This window comes from Phytobacter massiliensis JC163, from assembly GCF_000321045.1.
GTDB lineage: Bacteria > Pseudomonadota > Gammaproteobacteria > Enterobacterales > Enterobacteriaceae > Phytobacter_A > Phytobacter_A massiliensis.
The window spans coordinates 98086-111814 of the sequence record NZ_HE578945.1 but is presented as its reverse complement, the minus strand read 5'-3'; the positions used below and the strand labels follow the sequence as shown (position 1 = coordinate 111814).

13 protein-coding genes are annotated in these 13729 nt (G+C 58.4%); 2 read left to right on the top strand and 11 right to left on the bottom strand.

Going from position 1 to position 13729, the window contains the following annotated elements:
* Positions 1-471 (bottom strand): MFS transporter (locus tag ENTHG_RS00800; protein ID WP_342355002.1); only part of this gene is annotated, 471 nt, incomplete at its 3' end.
* A 126-nt stretch (positions 472-597) separates the two neighbouring features.
* Between ENTHG_RS00800 and ENTHG_RS00795 the strand changes: the two genes are divergently transcribed.
* Positions 598-1623 carry a M4 family metallopeptidase gene (locus ENTHG_RS00795; RefSeq protein WP_044172420.1) on the top strand — a complete coding sequence of 342 codons (1026 nt, stop codon included), beginning with the start codon at positions 598-600 and terminating at the stop codon, positions 1621-1623.
* On the top strand, positions 1623-1973 hold the full coding sequence (locus tag ENTHG_RS00790; RefSeq protein WP_044172418.1) for a protealysin inhibitor emfourin: 351 nt from the start codon (positions 1623-1625) through the stop codon (positions 1971-1973). Before ENTHG_RS00795 ends, ENTHG_RS00790 begins: the two co-directional genes overlap by 1 nt.
* Here the strand turns inward: ENTHG_RS00790 and ENTHG_RS00785 are convergent.
* The 10 genes from ENTHG_RS00785 to pbpC form a co-directional block, all read right to left on the bottom strand.
* Positions 1970-2191: a zinc ribbon domain-containing protein gene (locus ENTHG_RS00785; protein WP_044172415.1), complete on the bottom strand. Its 222-nt coding sequence runs from the start codon at positions 2189-2191 to the stop codon at positions 1970-1972. The two genes, ENTHG_RS00790 and ENTHG_RS00785, sit on opposite strands and share 4 nt — an antisense overlap.
* Before the next feature lie 45 nt (positions 2192-2236).
* A complete protein-coding gene (gene der / locus ENTHG_RS00780) occupies positions 2237-3709 on the bottom strand; it encodes a ribosome biogenesis GTPase Der (protein WP_044178820.1) in 1473 nt (490 codons plus the stop codon).
* A gap of 111 nt (positions 3710-3820) precedes the next feature.
* Positions 3821-4999, bottom strand: a complete 1179-nt coding sequence (bamB, locus tag ENTHG_RS00775; RefSeq protein ID WP_044172413.1) for an outer membrane protein assembly factor BamB — start codon at positions 4997-4999, stop codon at positions 3821-3823.
* 10 nt (positions 5000-5009) lie between these two features.
* Complete coding sequence (locus tag ENTHG_RS00770; RefSeq protein WP_044172410.1) at positions 5010-5630, bottom strand: YfgM family protein; 621 nt, start codon at positions 5628-5630, stop codon at positions 5010-5012.
* Positions 5631-5666: 36 nt separating this feature from the next.
* Complete coding sequence (gene hisS, locus ENTHG_RS00765; RefSeq protein WP_044172407.1) at positions 5667-6941, bottom strand: histidine--tRNA ligase; 1275 nt, start codon at positions 6939-6941, stop codon at positions 5667-5669.
* Positions 6942-7034: 93 nt separating this feature from the next.
* A complete protein-coding gene (ispG, locus tag ENTHG_RS00760; RefSeq protein WP_044172404.1) occupies positions 7035-8153 on the bottom strand; it encodes a flavodoxin-dependent (E)-4-hydroxy-3-methylbut-2-enyl-diphosphate synthase in 1119 nt (372 codons plus the stop codon).
* A gap of 26 nt (positions 8154-8179) precedes the next feature.
* The gene (gene rodZ, locus ENTHG_RS00755) at positions 8180-9166 is read right to left on the bottom strand and encodes a cytoskeleton protein RodZ (RefSeq protein ID WP_044172401.1); all 987 of its coding nucleotides are present in this window, start codon (positions 9164-9166) and stop codon (positions 8180-8182) included.
* 291 nt (positions 9167-9457) lie between these two features.
* On the bottom strand, positions 9458-10624 hold the full coding sequence (gene rlmN, locus ENTHG_RS00750) for a dual-specificity RNA methyltransferase RlmN (RefSeq protein WP_044172399.1): 1167 nt from the start codon (positions 10622-10624) through the stop codon (positions 9458-9460).
* Between the two features lie 192 nt (positions 10625-10816).
* On the bottom strand, positions 10817-11248 hold the full coding sequence (ndk, locus tag ENTHG_RS00745; RefSeq protein WP_044172396.1) for a nucleoside-diphosphate kinase: 432 nt from the start codon (positions 11246-11248) through the stop codon (positions 10817-10819).
* 159 nt (positions 11249-11407) lie between these two features.
* Positions 11408-13729 carry a peptidoglycan glycosyltransferase PbpC gene (pbpC, locus tag ENTHG_RS00740; RefSeq protein ID WP_044172393.1) on the bottom strand — a complete coding sequence of 774 codons (2322 nt, stop codon included), beginning with the start codon at positions 13727-13729 and terminating at the stop codon, positions 11408-11410.

Below are 13729 nucleotides of genomic sequence, written 5' to 3'. Positions count from 1 at the left end.
CCATGGGATAAACAGCAGCACCGGCACGGAAAGAATAATCCCCCCGCCGGTACCGGCATTAATAAAAGTATTGGTGGTGGACTGCCGGTTTTCCGCCACCCGCTGGCTGACCGCCGCGGCCAGCGCCGGTGAGGCCAGCCCGGAACTTAACCCGGCGACAAAAAGCCCTGCCGCAAGTTGCGCCGCGCTGCTGGAGCTGGCAAGGAGAGCCAGCCCCAGCGCGGCACAGAGCGCCGCCGCAATCGCGGTTGCGCGCGCGCCGAAGCGGCCGGTAAGCCACGAGGCGCAGAGCGAAGAAAAGCAGTAGGCGATATAGCTACAGGCGGCAATCAACCCCGCCGCACGCGGACTCAGGGTAATATTCTGCCCCACCGAGGGCAGCATCAGCCCCCAGGCGAAACGCGCCATGCCATAGGTCACGGCGATAAGCAGAAAACCGGTTATCGCCAGCGCTGAAACTCGTGTGATCACACCCGCTCCTTTGTTTTCAGAAAGCATTTAATCATGGCCGAAAATGGTGGTTTTGCCGTACGGGGGGTAAAAAAGCGGAACGTCACATAAACTTAAAGTCGGCTTTGCCACAATCAGGAGAGCAGCATGACAGCGACACGACTTCACAGCGTTATCCCGCCCTACATCCTGCGCCGCATCATTGATAACGGCTCCGAAGTACAACAACAGTGCGCCCGCCACACCCTTACCCATGTCCAGACGCTGATGGCGCATATGCCGGGCAAACCTGCCGCGCCGCACGTTGCGAAGGCCGGACAGCTACAGCGGGACATCTACGATGCGAAACAGACGCAGGAGTTGCCCGGCACGCAGGTCCGCTTCGAAGGACAGCCTTCGAATGGCGATATCGCCGTGGATGAAGCGTGGGAATATCTGGGCGTAACGCATGATTTTTTCTGGAAGATCTACCAGCGCGATTCACTGGATAACCAGGGCCTGACGCTTATCGGCACCGTGCACTATGGCCGTGAATACCAGAACGCCTTCTGGAACGGGCAGCAAATGGTGTTTGGCGACGGCGACGGCGAGATTTTTAACCGTTTCACCATCGCGCCGGATATCGTCGCCCACGAGCTGAGCCACGGAGTAACGGAGACCGAAGCCGGGCTTATCTATTTCGAGCAGTCCGGGGCGCTTAACGAGTCGTTGTCCGACGTGTTCGGCTCGCTGGTGAAACAGTACCTGTACAAGCAAACCGCGCAGGAGGCGGACTGGCTTATCGGCGAAGGGCTGCTGGCGGCGGGCATTAACGGCAGGGGGCTGCGCTCTATGGCAGAGCCGGGCACCGCCTACGACGATCCGCTACTGGGCAAAGATCCGCAGCCTGCGCATATGAAGGACTTTATCAAAACCCGTGAGGATAACGGCGGCGTGCACCTTAACTCCGGCATCCCTAACCGCGCGTTCTATCTCGCGGCCACCGCCCTGGGCGGCTACGCCTGGGAGAAAGCAGGCTACGCCTGGTATGACACCGTCTGCGACCGGGCGCTGGCGCAAAACGCGGACTTTACGGCGTTTGCCCGGCTGACTATCGCCCACGGCGAAAAACGTTCGGGGAAAGAGACGGCACAAGCCATTGAACAGGCCTGGATTGAAACAGGAGTGTTGTAATGAATATCCCGGAGCTTACCGAGGACGCGGTCATTGAACTTGCCCGCGAAGGCGGCGTGGCGTTTATCCCGCAGCTAAGCGGGCTGCGCAGAATAGCCCTCTCCTCTCTCACCCCGCAGCAGCGCGAGCGGGTGAATGAGGTTTTACAGCAATCGCTGGCGCGCGGCTTTCCGCCAGGGCAGACAGACTCGCCGGGGCGCGGCGATCAGCGCTATTTTCGGATTCAGATAATCTGGACGCGCCATAACCAGGCGCACTATACCGACATCATTTTGCTGGTGCCGGAACAGGAAGCGCCGCCCTCGCTGGTAGATTTATGGAAAAAGGGCGAAAGCGGCGTTTGTGACTAGGCGTCCTTGAGCGCGAAGACGACCCGTTTTTTAGAGATCAGGCCGTGGCCATGCTGGCAGAAATAGTCTACCGCTCCACAGGCTTTAAGCACCTCCAGCGGCTGCTGGCAGTCAGGGCAAAAAGCGCTGAGCGCATAGTCTTTATCGCAGCCGTGACAGTGGCCGTGCGTGCCCACCAGTTCAAGCGGGTTATGGCAGGTTGGGCATTTAAGATCCATAAAAACCTCCCGAAACGGCAGCCCGGCGAAGCGCCGGGCATGGCGTTATTTGCTTTTCTTGATGTGTTTAATCAGACGTTTACGCTTACGCATCTGGTTCGGCGTCAGCGTGTTGCGCTTGTTGGCGAACGGGTTTTCCCCTTCCTTGAACTGAATGCGAATCGGCGTCCCCATCACGTCCAGCGATTTACGGAAGTAGTTCATCAGGTAGCGCTTGTAGGAGTCCGGCAGATCTTTCACCTGGTTACCGTGCACCACCACGATAGGCGGATTATAGCCGCCGGCATGGGCATATTTCAGCTTCACGCGACGCCCGCGCACCAGCGGCGGCTGATGATCTTCCGCCGCCATGTTCATGATGCGGGTCAGCATCGCGGTGCTGACGCGACGGGTTGAGCTGTCGTACGCTTCACGCACGGATTCAAACAGGTTGCCGACGCCGCTGCCGTGCAGCGCGGAGATAAAATGCACGCGGGCGAAATCGATAAAGCCCAGGCGGTAATCCAGCGTCTCTTTCACCTGCTCTTTGACTTCCTGGCTCAGGCCGTCCCATTTGTTGACGACGATAACCAGTGAGCGCCCACTATTGAGGATAAAGCCAAGCAGCGAGAGATCCTGATCGGAGATACCTTCGCGCGCGTCGATAACCAGCAGCACCACGTTGGCGTCTTCAATCGCCTGCAGGGTTTTGATAACCGAGAACTTCTCTACCGCATCGGTAATTTTGCCGCGCTTGCGCACGCCCGCGGTATCGATAAGCACGTACTCCCGCTCGTCGCGCTGCATCGGAATATAGATGCTGTCGCGGGTCGTGCCGGGCATGTCATACACCACCACCCGCTCTTCGCCGAGAATGCGGTTAGTAAGCGTGGACTTACCGACGTTCGGACGACCAACAATCGCCAGCTTAATGGGCAAGTCCTGCGGATTAAAATCGTCCTCCGGCTCTTCTTCGCCCTCTTCGTTCTCTTCAAACTGCGCCCAGTAAGCGGCGTCTTCATCCACCTCTTCCTGCGGATCGACTTCGTCCATCCACGGCAGCAAAACATGCTCAATCAGGCTGAGTACGCCGCGACCATGCGAAGCGGCAATGGGATGGATTTCGCCAAGGCCAAGGGAGTAGAAGTCCACTACCGCCTGATCCGGGTCCAGCCCGTCGGTTTTGTTCGCCACCAGGAAGGTCGGCTTTTCACGCGCGCGCAGATGTTTGGCGATCGCTTCGTCTGCGGGCATTAACCCCGCGCGAGCATCCACCATAAACAATACGACGTCAGCCTCTTCAATCGCCAGCAGCGACTGTTCCGCCATCCGGGTTTCCACGCCGTCTTCCGTACCGTCGATACCGCCGGTATCGATACAGATGAACTCGCGTCCTTCCACTTCCGCCCGGCCGTACTTACGGTCGCGGGTCAGCCCCGGAAAATCCGCAACCAGCGCATCACGGGTGCGGGTTAATCGGTTAAAAAGCGTGGATTTTCCAACGTTAGGGCGCCCGACCAGCGCGACCACAGGTACCATGTCTAATGCCTCATCAAATTCATTATTACGTCGCTTACGCGGCGTTTTTAAAAACAATAAAACGGCTCCTGAGCGACAGGAGCCGTTTAGTATACCTTACAGCCGCTGAATTTAACGCGTAATCGCGTACAGCGTACCGTCTTTTGCCTGAATCAGCAGTTTGCCTTCCGCCACAACCGGCTCGGTCAGGAAGCCTGAACCGTCTACCTTTTGCTGCGCGGCGAAACGCCCGTCATCGACGTTGATCCAGTGCATATAGCCTTCGCTATCGCCAGTAACGATATACCCATTATAGAGCGCAGGCGCCGTCAGGTTACGGTGCAGCAGATCGCTTTGCGTCCACAGGGTTACGCCGCCGTCGGTGGAGAGGGCCAGCACGCGATCGTTCTGATCGATAAGGTAGATGTGATTACCGTCAACAATGAAATCGCTCACCGAACCCAGCTCGCGTTTCCACATCACCTGGCCGCTACGCAGATCCAGCGCCGTCATATTCCCGTTGTAGGCCAGCGCGTAGACCACGCCGTTCACCACAACCGGGGTGGTGTCGACATCGCTCAGGCGATCGATCTCAGTCGGGCCGGTGGCCTGAGAGATACGCTGCTGCCAAATCATCTGACCCTGCTGCATCAGCACGGCGCTGACGCGACCGTTGTCGCCGCCAACGATGGCCGCGCCAAAAGCGGTGGCCGGGGCAGATTCGCCACGCAGGGAGAGCGACGGCATATCGAGGTTAACGGTCCACTTCACCGCGCCATCGTTTTCATTCAGCGCCTGCAGCTGGCCGTTGCTGGTATGCACCAGCACCAGTCCGTCGCTTACCACCGGACGGGAAAGCACTTCACCCGCCGCCGACGTGGTCCAGGCTTCGGTGCCGTCGCTGGTATTCAGCGCATACACTTTCGCTTTTTCGCTACCCACATAAACGTGGCCGCCTGCTACGGTTACGCCGCCGGAAAGCAACGCCGAAGAGGTGGAGAACCAGCCCGCTTTTTCCGCCAGGCTGACGGACCAGACTTCTTTGCCATCGCTGGCGTTAACGGCTTTTACCGTACCGTGGCGATCGGCAGCATAGACGACGCCATCGACCAGCGCCGGGTGCAGGTTGGAATAGAAGTCACCAATACCGTTACCCACCGACGTACTCCACGCCGTAGACGGAGTAAACTGGTTTTCAACCGTCGGCAGAGGAGACATTTTAACAACGTCTTCTTCACCGCTAAACAGCGAACAACCGCTCAGTAAGGTGACGGACAGCAGCCCAGGCAGAAGTAATTTACGCAATTGCATCGGGTCCCTCTTAGATGGACAAATTGTTGATTTTCATCTGCATCATTTCGCTCAGCGCCGGAGAGGCATTACTGCTTACGCCCTTCTCCCAGGCGGTGCGCGCACCTTGTTTATCGCCTTTGCTCAGCAAGGCTTCGCCACGCAAATCGGCAACGATCACCGCCCAGCTTTCGCCCTTGATATTATCGAGAGTTTTCAGCGCGGCATCCTGCTGTTTGAGCTGCACCTGAATGCGCGCCAGACGAAGGCTGATCATGCTTTTCAGGTTTTCATCGCTGGTCGCGGCAAGCCCTTGCTGCAACTGCGCCGATGCTTTTTCAAGTTGGTCTTTGTTCACATACTGCTGCGCCAGTTCCAGCGAAGCCAGCGCGCCGTAGGTGTTTTTGTTCTCCGCAGCGAATTTTTCCGCCGCGGCCAGCGTTTCAGGCTTATCAGCACTCAGCGCGGAAACGGCGTTTTCATACCCTTGCGAAGCGGAGCGCGCTGTTTCAACCTGATGGCTGGTCCAGTAACGCCAGCCTACCAGCGCGCCAATGCCTAAAATGACCCCAACAGCCAGCGCTTTGCCGTTTTCGGCAAAGAAGCGCTTAAGCGCGTCTACCTGGTCGTTTTCGTTCTCGTAAATTTCCACGCAGTCCTTCTCCTTAACGATAATTCACCGGGGAGATTAGCCCAGTAGTGTGCGCAAATGCGCCGCAACGCTGTCCTGCGCTACCGTGTTTTGCTCACCAGAGCGCAAATCCTTGACGACAACGTTGCCGTCGGCAATTTCCGATTCACCCAGCACCAGCGCGAGCTTAGCGCCCCACTTATCGGCACGGGCGAACTGTTTTTTGAAATTACCGCCGCCGTGGTTGGTCATAAGCTTAACGCCAGGCAACGCGTCGCGTACCTGCTCAGCCAGCTGCATCGCCGCAGGCTGTACATTTTCGCCCGACGCCACCAGGTATATATCGACAACGGATTCTGCTTTAAATTCCGGATTAACTGCCTGAACCAGCAAAACAAGTCGCTCCAGCCCCATCGCAAAGCCAACCGCCGGGGTAGCGCGCCCGCCAAGCTGCTCGACGAGGCCATCATAACGCCCGCCGGCGCAAACGGTGCCCTGGGAACCGAGGCTGCTGGTCACCCACTCAAAGACGGTGCGGTTATAGTAGTCAAGGCCGCGCACCAGACGCTGATTTACCGTGTAACCAATCCCGGCGGCGTCAAGCAGCGCGCAAAGACCGGCAAAGTGCGCTTTTGACTCGTCATCCAGATAGTCGCCCAGCGCAGGCGCATCGTTGAGCAGCGCCTGCACCTCAGGGTTTTTCGAATCCAGAACGCGCAGCGGATTGCTGTACATACGACGCTTGCAGTCTTCATCAAGCTTATCGACGTGCTGCTCCAGGAAAGCGACCAGCGCCTCGCGGTATTGTGCGCGGGCGTCCAGCGAGCCGATGGAGTTCAGTTCAAGCGTGACATGATCAAAGATGCCCAGCGCGCGCCACCAGCGGGCGGTGAGCATAATCAGCTCGGCGTCGATATCCGGCCCCTGCAGGCCAAACACTTCGACACCCAGCTGATGGAACTGACGGTAACGCCCTTTTTGCGGACGCTCGTGACGGAACATGGGCCCCACATACCACAAGCGCTGTTCCTGATTGTACAGAAGACCATGCTCAATGCCGGCGCGTACGCAGCCCGCAGTCCCTTCCGGACGCAATGTCAGGCTGTCGCCGTTGCGGTCCTCGAAGGTATACATCTCTTTTTCAACCACGTCGGTCACTTCGCCGATCGCGCGTTTGAATAACGGGGTCTGCTCTACAATCGGCAAACGGATTTCACTGTAACCGTAGCTGCCGAGCACCTGCTTTAAGCTGCCTTCAATGCGCTGCCAGATGGCGGTTTCGCCAGGCAGATAATCGTTCATGCCGCGAATGGCTTGAATATTCTTTGCCACGTTTATTCTCTTTTTAAATACAAAAAATGAACCCTCAGGGCTGCGCGCCTTGCGGGTTCATCATACACGGGAAGCCAGCCGCTTCCCATCTCGTTATTTTTCTACCTGATTCACGCTGATACGCCTGGCTTCATCCAGCATGGAGGCCTTCGCGCGGATGCGCGCTTCCAACTGGGCGATCATATCGCTGTTGTCCAGCCTGTCCCTGCGCACGCCGTCTTCATACAGGCCGCTTTTCTTGTTGCCGCCGGTTACGCCGAGAGTGGAGACCAGCGCTTCCCCTGGGCCGTTGACCACGCAGCCGATAATCGACACGTCCATCGGGGTGATGATGTCTTCAAGACGCTGCTCCAGCGCGTTCACCGTACCGATAACGTCAAACTCCTGACGCGAACAGGTCGGGCAGGCGATGAAGTTGATCCCGCGCGCACGGATGCGCAGCGATTTCAGGATATCGAAACCGACTTTGATCTCTTCAACCGGATCCGCTGCCAGCGATACGCGTAGCGTGTCGCCAATGCCTTCCGAGAGCAGCAGGCCCAGGCCTATCGCGGATTTCACCGCCCCGCTGCGCGCGCCGCCCGCCTCGGTGATCCCCAGATGCAGCGGCTGATCGATCTGTTTGGCCAGCAGGCGATAAGATTCAACCGCCAGGAAAACATCTGACGCTTTCACGCTCACTTTAAATTGATCGAAGTTAAGGCGATCGAGATGATCGACATGGCGCATCGCTGACTCAAGCAGCGCCTGCGGCGTCGGCTCGCCATATTTTTCCTGGAGATCTTTTTCCAGCGATCCGGCGTTAACGCCGATGCGGATAGGAATGTTTTTATCGCGGGCGCAGTCGACAACAGTACGAATACGCTCCTCATTGCCGATGTTGCCCGGATTGATACGCAGGCAGTCCACGCCGTATTCCGCCACTTTCAGCGCGATACGGTAGTCAAAGTGGATATCCGCCACCAGCGGGACATTGACCTGCTGTTTGATAAGTTTGAATGCTTCTGCCGCGTCCATCGTCGGAACGGAGACGCGCACGATATCGGCGCCGACACGCTCAAGTGCTTTAATCTGGCTAACCGTCGCTTCCACGTCAGTGGTGCGGGTGTTTGTCATTGACTGCACGGCGATAGGAGCCCCATCGCCAATCGGCACATTACCAACGTAAATCCGTTTCGATTTCCGACGTTGAATCGGAGCCTGGTTATGCATGAAAAATCTCCCGCGTTGCCCGTCTGTTACTGTGCTGCTGATTGTTCGGCATTGAGGGTCAGGCGCGCAACCTGGTTAGTTCTGATAAAACGGCTCAGATCGACAGGTTTGCCCTGATATTGAATCTGTACCGCGGAAGGCGCGCCGATTTTCAGTTTATAAGGTGCCTGACCGGTTAAATTCAGGGTAGCGTCTTTACGCTGTAAGCCGCTGAATAATTTTTTGCCGGTTGCGTCACTCACTTCCAGCCAGCAATCAGCAGTAAAATTCATGACCAGCGCATGGGTATCCGCGCTGGCCGCGACGCCCGCCTGATCGACAGGCAGCTGGCTGTTATTAGCCGCAGGGGCCGTGTCGACCTGCGCCTGGGAAGGCGACACAACCGCGTTCGTGTTCGCGTTTGCGGTGGCGGCAGGGGTCTGGTTCTGGGGCTGGGCGGAGGTGGCTGGCGGCGCGGTTTCTACCGGTGTGGAGGCGGTATCCGGCTCTTGCTCCGGGGTGGGCTCCGTATTTAACGGAACGCTCTGCCCTTCGCTCACGCCGTTGGCGTTCAGCTCCGCAGAAGACTGATCGGCCATAGTGGTGATCTCTTCCTGCTGCGCCTTATGGTTTTGCCACCACCATGCGCCAGTCAGGCCGACCACCACAAACAGCACCAGCCAGGTAAAGCTCATCAGCCAGCCATCGCGTTTCTTACGGCGTTTGCCTAAGGAGAAGGTCTGCATCGGCGCGACTTTTGCCGCACGCACAGGCGCCTGCTTTTCAATCATCGGCAGCAGCTCTTCTTCCGGAATATGCACCAGGCGCGCATAAGAGCGGATGTAACCGCGCAGAAAAGTTGAAGCCAGTTCGGCAGGAGCCTTGTCTTCTTCGATATCGCGTACCGTGGAAACTTTAAGGCAGAGACGCTCCGCTACCGCCTGCTGGCTGAGTCCAAGTTGTTCACGGGCGTTGCGCAGACGAACGCCGGTGGTTTGTGCTTCGTTTTGATCGAGAGTGGCTTCAGTATTCATTAGCTACAACTGCTGGTACGTGAAATTTAAGGTTCAGGCGCGCAGTAAGCAATGCCCGGGCGCGCCGCGAAAAATCAGGGTCGATTAGGACCAGACCTACAGTATAAGACTGTCAGGTCAGTCATAACAGAACAGCTTTACCTTCTTTTGCTAAGCCGTTGTTCCAGCTTTACATACTGCCCTAAACACCGGTTAAACGCACAGGAATTATGAGTCACGTACGGATAGTCAGGCGATTAAAACAGCATATTTATGCGCCACGGAAGCCGGAGCCGCCGCGGCGTTTAACGCTTAAACCGCTTTCACCGTAATCGGCTCGCCCTGCATACGTTTACGCAGGGTACGCTTCGTACGGTCAATCACCTCGCCCGCCAGCTGTCCGCAGGCGGCATCGATATCATCACCGCGCGTTTTACGCACGATGGTGGTAAAACCATACTCCATTAACACCTTGGAGAAACGGTCGATACGGCTATTGGAGCTACGGCCATACGGCGCGCCGGGGAACGGGTTCCACGGGATCAGGTTAATCTTGCACGGCGTATCTTTCAGCAGCTCCGCCAGCTGGTGGGCGTGCTCGGTGCCGTCGTTGACATGATCGAGCATAACGTACTCAATGGTCACGCGCCCCTGGTTGGCGTTGGATTTCTCCAGATAGCGGCGCACGGCGGCAAGGAACGTCTCGATATTGTACTTTTTATTGATCGGCACGATTTCGTCACGAATTTCGTCGTTCGGCGCGTGCAGGGAGATAGCCAGCGCAACGTCGATCATATCGCCAAGCTTATCCAGCGCGGGAACCACGCCGGAGGTCGAGAGCGTTACGCGGCGTTTCGAGAGGCCGAAGCCGAAATCGTCCAGCATGATCTCCATTGCCGGTACGACATTGGTCAGGTTGAGCAGCGGCTCGCCCATGCCCATCATCACCACGTTGGTGATGGGGCGCTGGCCGGTCACTTTCGCCGCGCCGATAATTTTCGCCGCGCGCCACACCTGGCCGATAATTTCTGACACTTTCAGGTTGCGGTTGAAGCCCTGCTGCGCCGTTGAGCAGAATTTACACTCCAGCGCACAGCCCACCTGGGAAGAGACGCACAGCGTGGCGCGATCGTCTTCGGGAATATAGACCGTTTCCACGCGCTGATCGCCCACGGCAATCGCCCACTTGATGGTACCGTCAGAGGAGCGTTGCTCTTCTACCACTTCCGGCGCGCGAATTTCGGCGACCTCTTTAAGCTTGTTGCGCAGCACTTTGTTGATGTCGGTCATCTCATCAAAGTTGTCGCAGCAGTAGTGGTACATCCACTTCATCACCTGGTCGGCGCGGAAGGGTTTTTCGCCTAAGTTTTTGAAAAACTCGCGCATCTGCTGACGATTCAAATCCAGCAGGTTAATCTTTGCATCTTTATTGGGAACCGTCGGTGCGACGTTCTCAGGCGTGACAATCTGTTCAGACATAGTTGTATTCCGGCCTCGTTATTACACGTTATGGCCCCTGGAGGGTTGAAAAAAGAAACGCCCCCGGGGAAAACCCGTGGGGCGCTGCATTGTACAAATTCTGCTGTGCAGATGCCACGATTGCGCACGACATTAACGAAATAAAGTGTAAACACTCGTCTCCGGCTTATTTAGTCTCACAGCAGCAGCGTATTAACGGGTGCGCGGGCACACTTCGCCTTCGCCAAAGAAGTAGGCGATTTCGCGCTGAGCGGACTCAACGGAGTCAGAACCGTGGGTGCCGTTCTCGGTGAAGCTGTCGGCATAGTCGGCGCGCAGCGTACCCGCCAGCGCGTTAGCCGGGTTGGTAGCGCCCAGCAGGTCGCGGTGGCGCTGCACGGCGTTTTCGCTTTCCAGCACGGAAACAACGATCGGGCCAGAGGTCATAAATTCCACCAGGCCGTCGAAGAACGGTTTGCCTTCGTGCTCAGCGTAAAAACCGCGCGCCTGCTCAACGGAGAGATGCAGCATTTTGGTACCGACAATTTTAAAGCCCGCTGCTTCAAAACGCATGAAGATGTTACCAATAACGTTTTTTGCCACCGCGTTTGGTTTAATGATGGAAAAAGTACGTTCAATAGCCATGTTAACCCCTGTAAGTTGTTCTGTTGTCGTACATACATGCGTATGACCTGGCGCGGATTATAAAGAGCATCGTCCCGGTTGCCTATGGATAAAGGTAACATTTTTTTAAAATAAGACGAGTTTCAGCAACACTTCCCGCCAACGCCGCGATCGTCTCCTTTATTGCACCGTAAACTCAACGGTAGCCGTCTGTCCCGCGTCATCCATAACCAGTAACTGATACGGCCCGGCCTTGTCGAAACGCAGGCTGATATGCTGCGCGGTGTACTCCAGCGGCTCGCCGTTAAGAAACCACCAGCGCCTGCCCGTTCCGCCTGCTGCCTGTAGCGGTAATATCGCCTGCGAGGCGCCCGGCAGACGCTTGATAACCGCACCGTCGCGTACCCCCGACAGCAGCAGCGGCGGCGGCGCGTTGTCCGCCTGCGGCGGGCAGTCCTTCGCGGCTGCGGGCAGGCGCGCCAGGCGACGCTCCTCCGGGGGCAGCCAGGGCTCCAGCGGCAGCGGCCAGACAATCATGGTTTGTGCTCTGGCGTACGGGCACTCCGGCGACACCCGCTCCCCTTGCGGATTCAGCCAGACAGGGAAACGGATACCGCGTGCCCCCTCCTGATCCGCCATCAGCAGGGTCGGCGGCTGACTCTCGTCCAGCAGCCAGGTCGCAAGACGGCGACGGCAGTTGCTGTCCCCCGCGGGCAGGCTCTGACCGCCGGGCCAGCAGATCACCGCCCTGCTGACCGACGCAGGGCGCGGGTCCTGCGGCAGGCGGCCTTCCGCAAGCGTCGAGCGGGGTTGCAGCAGGTTATTCACCTGATTCAGAACCGGCACCGCGCTGGCAAAGCCAAACTGCCCCGCCACCGGCGTCCCGTCCGGCCTGCCGGTCCAGACGCCGATAATGTAGCGCGCGCTAACGCCAATCGCCCACGCGTCGCGGTAGCCGTAGCTGGTGCCGGTTTTCCAGGCCAGCGGCACCACCTGCGGCAGGGCGCTGTCCGGCAGCGGCTGAGCCTGCCCTGCCATAATGCGGCGAATGATCCACGCCGCGCCAGGGGACATCAGCCGCCGTTCAAGCAGCGGGTCCGCTGGCTGAAAGCGCAGCCGCCCTGCCTTGCCCTGTCGCGCGAAGGCGCTATAGGCGGCGGTAATATCCGCCAGCCGTCCCCCTGCCCCGCCAAGAATCAGCGACAGGTTTGGCTCGGCCCCTTCCGGCAGCCGCAGCGGCAGGCCCACGTTACGCAGCGTGGCGGCAAATTTTTTCGGGCCGTAGGCTTCCAGCACCTGCACCGCCGGTAAGTTCAGCGAGCGCACCAGCGCTTCGCTCATGCTCACCGGGCCATGAAAGCCGCTGTCGAAATTACCGGGACGGTAGTCGCCGGTGCGCCGTGGCACATCCTGTAACAGCGAAGCCGGATGAATCAGCCCTTCATCCAGCGCCAGGCCATAAATAAAGGGTTTAAGCACCGAGCCGGGGGAGCGAACCGCATTGACCATATCCACATGACCGAAGCGGCTGTTGTCATTGATATCCACCGAACCTACCCAGCCGCGCACCTTCATAGTGGTGTGGTCAACGACCACAATCGCCAGCGAGCTACGCTGCGGTAGCCGGGTTTTCAGCCCCTGCGCCAGCTCTTCCAGCTGCCGTTGCAGGCTGGCATCCAGCGTAGTGACAATTTTCAGGGAGCGGTCTTTGCCGAGCATATAGCGTGAAAACAGCGGCGCAAGCTGCGGCATCTGCCGGGGAGCCAGCCAGACCGGCTCCTGACGGGATTCCTCAACCTGCTGTTTGCTCCACACCTTCTGCGCTACCATCCGGTCCAGTACTTTGTCCCGCGCCGCCTGCGCGCGCTGCGACCAGCGGTCCGGGCGCAGACGGCTGGGCGCCTGGGGCAGCACGGCCAGCAGCGCCGCTTCGGCATAGCTCAACTGCGCGGGGGATTTTCCCAGGTAGACCCAGCTTGCCGCCCCTACGCCCTGTAGCGTGCCGCCAAAGGGAGCGCGGTTCAGGTAGAGGGTGAGGATTTCGCGCTTGGAGAGATGCCACTCCAGCTGCAAGGCGCGCCAGAGCTGGCGCAGTTTGCCGCCAAAGGTGCGCGGGTGCGGGTCAAGCAGGCGCGCCACCTGCATGGTCAGGGTGCTGCCGCCGGAGATAACCCGGCCTGAACGCAGATCCTGCCACGCCGCCCGCGCCACGGAAAAGGGGTTAACGCCAGGATGCTTCCAGAACCAGCGATCTTCGTATTCGATAAGCGCCTGCAGATAACGGGGAGAGACCTCCTCAATCGTCACCGGGTAGCGCCAGATCCCTTCTGCGTCGGCAAAACGCCACAGCGGCGTACCGTCCTCGGCCACCACCACCCGCGCGGGCGCTGCCTCTTTCAGCGGCAGCGGCCAGATCTTATCGGCAAGAAACAGACACAGCAGAAGTAAGAGAGGCGCCCCCGCCCAGAACCAGCGGGAGCGCGGCAGATACCGCTTTTTCAT

Coding starts and splice junctions, on each gene's coding strand:
- der (WP_044178820.1), bottom strand. CDS start 3,709: ATGGTACCTGTGGTCGCGCTGGTCGGGCGCCCTAACGTTGGAAAATCC.
- pbpC (WP_044172393.1), bottom strand. CDS start 13,729: ATGAAAAAGCGGTATCTGCCGCGCTCCCGCTGGTTCTGGGCGGGGGCG.
- ndk (WP_044172396.1), bottom strand. CDS start 11,248: ATGGCTATTGAACGTACTTTTTCCATCATTAAACCAAACGCGGTGGCA.
- ENTHG_RS00795 (WP_044172420.1), top strand. CDS start 598: ATGACAGCGACACGACTTCACAGCGTTATCCCGCCCTACATCCTGCGC.
- rlmN (WP_044172399.1), bottom strand. CDS start 10,624: ATGTCTGAACAGATTGTCACGCCTGAGAACGTCGCACCGACGGTTCCC.
- ispG (WP_044172404.1), bottom strand. CDS start 8,153: ATGCATAACCAGGCTCCGATTCAACGTCGGAAATCGAAACGGATTTAC.
- ENTHG_RS00785 (WP_044172415.1), bottom strand. CDS start 2,191: ATGGATCTTAAATGCCCAACCTGCCATAACCCGCTTGAACTGGTGGGC.
- ENTHG_RS00790 (WP_044172418.1), top strand. CDS start 1,623: ATGAATATCCCGGAGCTTACCGAGGACGCGGTCATTGAACTTGCCCGC.
- rodZ (WP_044172401.1), bottom strand. CDS start 9,166: ATGAATACTGAAGCCACTCTCGATCAAAACGAAGCACAAACCACCGGC.
- bamB (WP_044172413.1), bottom strand. CDS start 4,999: ATGCAATTGCGTAAATTACTTCTGCCTGGGCTGCTGTCCGTCACCTTA.